This window comes from Desulfosporosinus cupriresistens (genome assembly GCF_001707885.1).
Lineage (GTDB): Bacteria > Bacillota > Desulfitobacteriia > Desulfitobacteriales > Desulfitobacteriaceae > Desulfosporosinus.
On the sequence record NZ_MASS01000102.1, the window covers coordinates 1 to 5,840 of the forward strand.

6 protein-coding genes are annotated in these 5,840 nt (G+C 43.1%); all 6 read left to right on the plus strand.

The window, feature by feature from the left end:
- Positions 1–325: 325 nt before the first annotated feature.
- Positions 326–508 (plus strand): 4Fe-4S binding protein, encoded by a 183-nt coding sequence (locus DSBG_RS22180; protein WP_083237020.1) that lies wholly within the window; start codon positions 326–328, stop codon positions 506–508.
- Positions 509–880: 372 nt separating this feature from the next.
- On the plus strand, positions 881–1,804 hold the full coding sequence (locus tag DSBG_RS21075; RefSeq protein WP_068966905.1) for a cytochrome c3 family protein: 924 nt from the start codon (positions 881–883) through the stop codon (positions 1,802–1,804).
- A gap of 7 nt (positions 1,805–1,811) precedes the next feature.
- Positions 1,812–2,324, plus strand: coding sequence for a YeeE/YedE thiosulfate transporter family protein (locus tag DSBG_RS21080; RefSeq protein WP_242877795.1), 513 nt, complete (start codon positions 1,812–1,814; stop codon positions 2,322–2,324).
- Between the two features lies 1 nt (position 2,325).
- The gene (locus DSBG_RS21085; RefSeq protein ID WP_176716348.1) at positions 2,326–2,895 is read left to right on the plus strand and encodes a YeeE/YedE thiosulfate transporter family protein; all 570 of its coding nucleotides are present in this window, start codon (positions 2,326–2,328) and stop codon (positions 2,893–2,895) included.
- Positions 2,896–2,928: 33 nt separating this feature from the next.
- Entirely contained in the window at positions 2,929–5,142 is a 2,214-nt protein-coding gene (locus DSBG_RS21090) for a molybdopterin-dependent oxidoreductase (protein ID WP_068966909.1), read from the plus strand.
- 22 nt (positions 5,143–5,164) lie between these two features.
- On the plus strand, positions 5,165–5,740 hold the full coding sequence (locus tag DSBG_RS21095; protein WP_068966911.1) for a 4Fe-4S dicluster domain-containing protein: 576 nt from the start codon (positions 5,165–5,167) through the stop codon (positions 5,738–5,740).
- The last annotated feature ends 100 nt before the right edge of the window (positions 5,741–5,840 follow it).

The following is a 5,840-nucleotide window of genomic DNA, read 5'->3' on the forward strand; positions in this document are numbered from 1 at the left end:
GATTATATAGTGGTGTTTATTTGGCGTTAATCCGATCATATAAGCTTCAAACTTTTTAACGACATGGCCATGGGAATAAAGTCATTCCAATCTATGTCGAAAATTTTCAGCATCCAAAAGAGATCCGAGTGTGGCATCAAGAATAATTAAACGAATCTGTAGTCTTGTTTTTTCTTAACCCTTGACAAGTTATATTTCTTAAGTTAAACTCAATGTATACCCCACCGGGGTATAGGGGGATAAGGAAAAGGCGGGGATGGAAAATCTAAAAAAGATAATGAAAAGAAGAAACAGAAAATAAATCTTTATAGGGAGCGTGGCTTTCATGCAAATATCAGTTGACAAAAAGAGATGTCCTCAGAATCATTCATGTCCTGCAATTCAAGTTTGCCCAGTTTCAGCCATTAGGCAATATGGAGTTGATGCGCCTACCATCGACCAAGAGAAATGCACCAAATGTAAGAAATGTGTAAAATATTGCCCGATGGGAGCATTGCAAGCAAAGTAAAAGTATTAGAGTTATTGAGTAAATATTATAAAATATTGATTTTAGAAAGGAACTTCGGGAAGAGGTTCCTTTTTCTATTCTTTCGCTTATCGGCAGATGAGTTATTGTTGCCTTTTATAATATTTTAATTATTAAGAAATTTTAAGACTTCGCTATAAATTGATATTGACCTATCTATTGATTCATTGTATTCTAAGAATATCAAACCCCATACCCCCGGGGGGGAATCTGGAGGCGCCCATATGTTATCCTCTTGATAATCCCATCGAACCATAAACTTTTACATCGCAAAATGTTCTATGGAGGTGGTACTAAGACAAACGATCTTACTTAAAGCGAACATTAGATTAACTTGTGAGGTGAGGAGCAAACGTGAAAAATAAGAAATGGTCTTTATCAGCCTTAATTTTTGGCTTATTCAGTGTTGTGCTCATTGGGTCCTTTTGGCTTACCCCGCCAAAAATTGCTCAAGCTGCCTGTGGTGCATCAACCTCCTCCTGTAAAACCTGTCATGAGGTTAAGGGAGAAGACCCTGTCTCGAAAAAAGGTGATTGGCATACGCAGCATGCCTTCGGTGATTTTTGCCAAGCCTGTCATCTGGGAGTGGCAACAGAGACGGATAAGGCAAAAGCTCATGCCGGAGTAGTCGCCAAACCCTTAGCTCAACCTGATCAATCTTGTGCATCCTGCCATCCATCGGATAGCGCAGCTCGGGTTGCTAAATATGGTGGCACGGTGACTGGTGGTTCAAGTTCTAAGGGCGGCTCAACATCCGCATCAGGCACACCAGTGTCAGGAGATACGAATTCTTCCGCTGCAGGGACTGGAGCGGTTACTCCGTCCGCGGCAGCAACTCAAGTTCCGCCAAGTGCTAATCCTAATTTCGATATCATTGATTTTAATGTAAAAGATATGGTTCCCTGGTTAGCGTGGGTTATTGGTATTATAAATGCATTTGTTCTTTTGATTTTGGGAGTCCTGATTTGGAGATGGAAAAAAGGATTTTGGCCTTGGTCTTTTATTAAAGGAAAACAAAAAAATGTTCCCTTTAATACACTTCCTCCAGAAGTGCAGGAAGTGTTCGCCAAGTTATTAAAAGGGGATATGGAGACTGTCTTGGCCCTTCACGAAATTCTTAAACATGAACAAGGTAGTCAATTATTACAGGCCGTGTCTCACTTGCCTAAAAAGGTACAAGCACAACTTCAAACTCTCAATGAAAATGACCTAAAGTCCTTGTCTTCCTTGAGTGACGTAATGAAGAGCGTAAAGGAGGGAGAACACCTTGGCCTTTAATGAAAAAATGAAAGAAAAAATTTGGTCCCCATGGGCCGCCGGAATTCTTTTGGGATTAACGGCCACCGCTTCTTATGTTCTGGTGGACAAAACAATCGGTTCATCCGGTGGTTTAGAAAGCATTGACAGTATACTCCTAAAACTGTTCCATTCAAGCTTAGCTAATTCGATGTATTTTAAATTTCAGATGCCGCCGGTTGTGAGTTTCCAAATTTTATTGTTTGTCGGAATGCTCCTAGGTGCCTTGACGTCCAGTATCTGGTCCAAAGATTTTAAGTTTAGAATGATGCCGGATCAGCAATGGACACAGATATTCGGACCAAGCAAGCTTAAACGTTGGAGCATGATTTTTATCGGTGGGATCATCATCGAGTATTCCGCGGGTATTGCTGGTGGGTGTACCAGTGGCTTAGCTATTTCAGGAACGATGCAACTATCTCCTGCAGGGTTGCTCTTCATTGTCGGGTTGTTCGTGTCTGGGATTATTACGACCAAGATTTTGTATGGGAGGGATTATTAAGATGATAACTTACGTTGTCCCCATAGTTATTGGTTTCTTCTTCTCCTTTGCCCTCCAAAAGGCTGGCCTCGGACACTATCATAAAATTGTCAATCAATTCCGTTTTAAGGATAACACGGTCATGAAGTTTATGATGACGGGGATCTCGGTCGGACTAGTCTGTCTCTATGCGCTGAAAGATCTTGGTTTTATCCAGTTAGATCAAGTGTCTTCCACTTATATTTTTGGTAATCTATTTGGCGGACTTCTGTTTGGAGTGGGAATGGCCCTAGCCGGCACGTGACCGGGTACGTTGATCACAGGTTGTGGTCAGGGAAATTTAGATTACTCGATTCCTGGACTCTTGGGTTTTCTTACGGGTGGAATTATATTCGGAGCTACCTATCAATCCATTTTTTTGAAAATTTCTACCATCGGTGATTATGGGCAAAAAACTCTGGCAGAGCTTTTCCATGTCAACCATTGGTTATTTATTGGACTCTTTGTCCTATGTACAGGAGTTTTCTACGTGGGTTCCAAAATTGTGGAAAGTTCCAAGGAATCGGAACAACAACGTTCCATAGAATCCTAAAGCATCAAATGCTGAATGAAAGGAGGGGACAATGTGGCCAAAGTTTTTACTTGGGACCAATTGTTCAGCCGCCGTCAGTTTATCAAAGGAACAGTTGCTACGGCAGCCCTTGGCGCTTCAGCTACTGCTGGAATAGGTCTATTGGCACCTGAATCCAGTTTAGGAATAAATAGTTCTGCGCAGACACTAGCTAAGGGTGTAAAGCATGTTACCACTATTTGTGAGCAATGTGTATGGCGGTGCGGAGTTATTGCTAAGGTTGAAAACGGCGTCGTGAAAAAGTTGGAAGGTAATCCAAATCATCCAAACAATTTGGGAAAATTGTGCCCGCGTGGTAATGCCGGCATTGAAACCTTGTATAGCCCTGATCGAATTAAATTTCCACTTATACGAGCAGGGGCACGAGGGAGCGGCTTGTGGCGCAGGGCTTCTTGGGATGAGGCTTTAAGTTATACTGCTGAGCAAATGAAGAAGATTAAAGACAATTATGGCGCTAAGGCGATGATGTTTAATTCCACGGATAACCTCTCCCAGCCATTTTTCGAAATTCTTCTTAAAGCTTATGGTACACCTAATTACGGAACTCAACGAAGTTTATGCTTTAATGCCATGACGACTGGGTTTCTGTATACGTACGGTATGCCTCAACCGGGCACTGATTATCGCAATTGCAAGTATATAATTTTTACGGGGCGAAATTTAGCGGAAGGAATTTCGAATAATGAAACACAGGAAATGATCGAAATGGTGGCCAGGGGTGCAAAGGTAGTAGTCCTTGATCCGCGTTTTAGTAAAACGGCCGCGAAGGCTACTGAATGGTTGCCGGTTCGTCCTGGTACGGATTCCGCTTTTTTCTTAGCTATGATTAATGTGATCATTACAGAAAAGTTGTACAATGAAACGTTTATCAACCGTTATACTCAAGGTTTTGAAGATCTAGTCACAGAAGTGAAAGACTATACCCCTGAATGGGCGGAGAAAAAATGTGAGATCGCTGCGACGACGATTCGGCGTATTGCCCGGGACTTTGCCGCTGCTGCTCCGGCGGCCATAGCACATCCTAATTGGCGGACTTCTAATTTTGTCAATTCCTTTCAAAACGAACGGGCGATTGCCGTGCTTAATGCTCTTATAGGTAATTGGGCACAGCCGGGTGGGCTCATTCCCGATCAGGAAATGAGTACAGCTAAGCTTGGAGTTTTGTCGCATCCGCCTTTTCCACCAGCCCAGGGGATGCGTCTGGATGGAGTACCTTGGCAGTATCCAATGGTGCCTTTAGTCTATGGTGTTATCCAGACTATGCGGGATAATATTTTGACAGGCAAACCCTATGAGGCAAAAGGGTGGTTGATTTCCAGGCAAAATCCAGTGCTCTCCATTCCTGAACGACAAAAAACCATCAATGCTCTTATGAAGTTGGATTTTGTTGCTGTGATCGATATTCAAGCGAGTGATACGGCGTATTATGCTGATGTGATTTTGCCTGAATCCAGCTATCTCGAACGCTATGACGGCTTGATTCCGATTGGAAATAAAATCTTTATTCGTCAGCCAGTGATTGAGCCCCTTTATGACACTAAAAGTAGTTTGATTATTTATAAGGAATTGGCCGAAAAATTGGGTTTAGGAGAATTTTTGCCATATAAGGATGAAGTAGATCTCTTGTCTAAGCAACTTAAACCTTTTCCAGCGAGTTTAAAAGAATTACAACGTGTTGGGCACTATGAAGTAGCAAACTTCAAAGCAGACCATTCCAAAGATTTTGAGTTTCAAACGAGTAGCGGGAAAATCGAAATCTTATCGGGCATAATGGCTCAAATGGGTAAGAAGGCTGTACCGACCTGGAATGAGCCGCCACGGCCAGAGGAAGGTCAATATTATCTCTTAACGGGGAAGACGGCTCAGCATTCACAAATGTTCACCCAGAACAATCGCTGGCTACTGGAAGTTTTTTCTGTCAATCGTGCGTGGTTGCATACATCGGTTGCCACAAAGATTGGTGTCAAGACGGATGATGATGTGGTTGTGGAGAGCGAGGTCGGAAAGGTTAGCATTAAAGCTTATGTAACTGAGGGTATACGACCGGATTGCATTTTTATGGTCGGAGGATTTGGGCACGTAAGCAAAGGGCTTAAGTTCGCTTATGGCCTTGGAGCGAGTGATTCGGCCCTGCACAAAACCGTAACGGATCCGATTTCAGGGGGTTCTTCTTTAAGTGAAACCTTTGTAACGGTGAGAAAGGCATAGGGAAGGTGTAGGAGGAAAAAATATGGCTGTTCGCATGGGATTCGTCATTATTACTTCACGCTGTATCGATTGCGATGCTTGTATGGTGGCTTGTCGCGCGGAAAATGATGTGCCACTCGGAAATAAGCGTAATTGGGTAAAAAGCAGCGGAGTTCAGGGACAGTTTCCTAATGTTAAGGAAATTTTTCAACCGGGTAATTGTATGCATTGTGTGCACCCACCTTGTGTAAACGTTTGTCCAACAGGGGCTTCTCAAAAACGGGTAGATGGTATCGTAATAGTCGAAAACAGTAAATGTATCGGGTGCAAATATTGTATTGTAGCTTGCCCGTATGATGCCCGTTTTCCTAATCCTGTGACTGGAAAGGCCGATAAGTGTACTTTTTGCTGGCAGCGCCTTGAGCAAGGGTTAGAACCGGCGTGCGTTCAAACGTGCTTAGGAAAGTCGCGCCAAGCAGGAGACCTCAACGACCCGAATAGTATCGTCTCAAAATTGATTGCCAAGTATCCGACTCGGCAATTGTTAAAACAGGTGGGAACTGGCCCAAATATTTATTATATTGATGAAGCCGTTCCAGAAATTCCTCAGGGGGAGTAAACTAGGGTTTCGCCAAATCCGCACCTTCTAAAAGGAACACTTGGCGGCGCAGTTGGAGTCTACCTGAACCGAGGCAGATCATGGAACACTCACTTATTGT

What these genes read in the sequence shown, in the direction of transcription:
- DSBG_RS21080 (WP_242877795.1), top strand. Translation starts at nt 1,812, where the DNA reads ATGAAAGAAAAAATTTGGTCCCCATGGGCCGCCGGAATTCTTTTGGGA.
- DSBG_RS22180 (WP_083237020.1), top strand. Translation starts at nt 326, where the DNA reads ATGCAAATATCAGTTGACAAAAAGAGATGTCCTCAGAATCATTCATGT.
- DSBG_RS21095 (WP_068966911.1), top strand. Translation starts at nt 5,165, where the DNA reads ATGGCTGTTCGCATGGGATTCGTCATTATTACTTCACGCTGTATCGAT.